The 2327-nt window shown below is 58.6% G+C and carries 1 protein-coding gene; it reads right to left on the bottom strand.

Features of this window, described 5'->3' with window-relative positions; translation table 11 throughout:
* Nucleotides 1–2327 (bottom strand): DUF6797 domain-containing protein (locus tag ACG2E4_RS18265; RefSeq protein ID WP_395277486.1); only part of this gene is annotated, 2327 nt, incomplete at both ends.

Raw genomic sequence — 2327 nt, 5'->3', positions numbered from 1 at the left:
ATCAGAATCGTTTTGCCATCCTCAGACAACTCTGCGCCTTGTACGGGAACATCATCCTGGCCGGTTTGCTCTGGATTTTTCACCGACCAGTCCTCCGAGCCATACCGCTCTTTCCAGCGGTAGTTCCACTGTTTGATCATGTAGTTGCTGGCTTGGGTGGCTATTTCTGCATCCAGCTGCTGATTGAATGTAATTGCAATACCGTTGGACCGTACATTTACGGCATCCATCACAAAGCCTTCGCCGCCGGTGTAGCGGATCCGGTCGAAGGAGCCATACTTCTGGGCAAACGCATCATCCCAGCCCGTCAGCCCCGCCAGGTAGTACTGCCCGTCGGCGGGATTGATCGCCGCCCGCTGGGTGCCGCTCTCAAACTGGAATGGAAGGGCAGAAACGGCGGCCTGCGTGGTCCCGTCCACCTGGTCCATCAATACCTGGTAAGCCCACCCTTTGCCGAAGCTGGTCCAAATGAGCCGATCCCCCAGCGGGCCCCACTCGGGGGGCGTCCAGGCCCCGTTGCCCGGGGAGTTGTCAAAGGCCTGGGGCATCCACACGATCGGCTCGTCAAAGCTGAGCGGCAGAACGGCCCCGCTTTTGGGATATTTGGCCAGGTCCGGGCGCATCTGGTATTCCTTGGGCCCCGGATGGGTCGCTCCCCGGTTGATGGTCGGGATATACCCGTAGAACCCTCCCTCCTCGACCAGGCTGATCTTGTTGGCCGGCATCCAGTTGCCCTGGTTGTCGCTGACAAAGAGGCGATCCTGCGGGTCCACGGTCACCCCGTTGGGGGCGCGGAAGCCGATGGCCACCGACTCCTGAGTGTGCCCGTCCGGGCTGACGCGGATCAGGTTTCCGGGCTCATCATTATTGGTGTACTGCCCGGCTTTGGCATACAGAAAGTTACCCTTGCTATCCGTTTCTAAAGAGAAGTTGTACGCCTGCACAGGTACATCCGAGACGTCCGTATCCGCAAAGAAGGACTCGTAGAAATCGGTCTCCCCGTCCCCGTTCAGGTCGTTCAGCCGCATGATGCGGTCGCGGCAGATCACGTAGATCCGCCCGCCTTTGACCTTTACGCCGAAGGGATCGTACAGGCCGGTGGCAATACGCTGCCAGGAAATTTCATCGAGGTCGTCGTCAATACCCTCGGCCAGCCACACGTCCCCGGCGTAGGTGCTGACCACCGCCCGGCCGTCGCCGAAAAAGTCGAACCCGGACGGGCGGATCCAGCTGCCCCACGGGTTGTCGAACGGCAGGGTGATCTGGTCTACGGTGTATGGGTAGCCTTCCGGAATGGTGACCAGGTTTTCGGGGGCCTCCTGGTCGGCCTTCCCGTAGTGGATCGGATCGTAGTGCGGGCGACCGGCATTAAGCTGTCCTTTGGTTACAACAGTCTCTTTCCAAACGCGCGGTCCACCCTGCGTAAAGGTTTCCGGCTTCGTAATTACCCTTCCCTGCACATCTGAGAGGTATCCCGCAAAGGCCAGGTATTGGGCCTGGCCCTGCCCGCTGAAGCGGTGGATTGTTATTGTTTGTTCTTCGTCAGAAGGTGGAATATAGAGTCCAAGATGATGAGGCTCGTCGATGACCCACCGCATACCTTCGGTATCTCCCTGCACGCCCGCGGCAAAGAAACCGTCAATAGAACTTCCTTCTCCGGGTGCAGTCATCACGAGGCTCTGGTGCGGGCTGCCCCAATTCTCCTCGCCAAGTCCTTCGCTCGCATTGGGATTGTTCAGTGCAAACACACCTTCCCTGACGGTTTCACTATCCCAGTCTCCGAGCCCACCAAGCATAATTTTACGCCAGGAATCTCCCGGCGCTATAGTCATGGTGTGCCGGATGACCGGGATCCCCTCCAGCATGTGAGATGATGGCTTTTCCAACACCTTACGCCCCATAATGGAGTACGACAGTACGATGTCTTCACCATGCTGGTAGTGGCCGTGGTAGTCCAGCCACTCATCAGGATACGGGGTTCGCTCTGAGACTAAGTTATTCAGCTGCCCATATCGATCCTGGTAGCTCCAGTGCATCCGCTCCAGGCCGTTCAGCTCCTGCCCGTCAATCATAGGTTCGCCTTCCCCCCGGTAAAGCTGGTATTTGGTCTCGCTAAGGTCAAGCTGGCCTTGCCATGCGGCTACCGTGGACATCCGCTGGGGATTGTAGGCCAGCTGCACATTTTCATCCAGCTGGACCAGCAGGGCGGCATTCGCCCGGTCATTCAGCGAGGAGTAGAGCGCCTTCCCGTAATCGCCCAGGTGGTCCGTAAAATACAGCTGCCCGTATTCCTGGGAGCCGGACAGGGCCTCACGCTTGATCATCTG

The organism is Halalkalibaculum sp. DA384 (assembly GCF_043951955.1).
GTDB lineage: Bacteria > Bacteroidota > Rhodothermia > Balneolales > Balneolaceae > JAMQKA01.
This window is presented reverse-complemented; position numbering and strand designations above follow the sequence as displayed.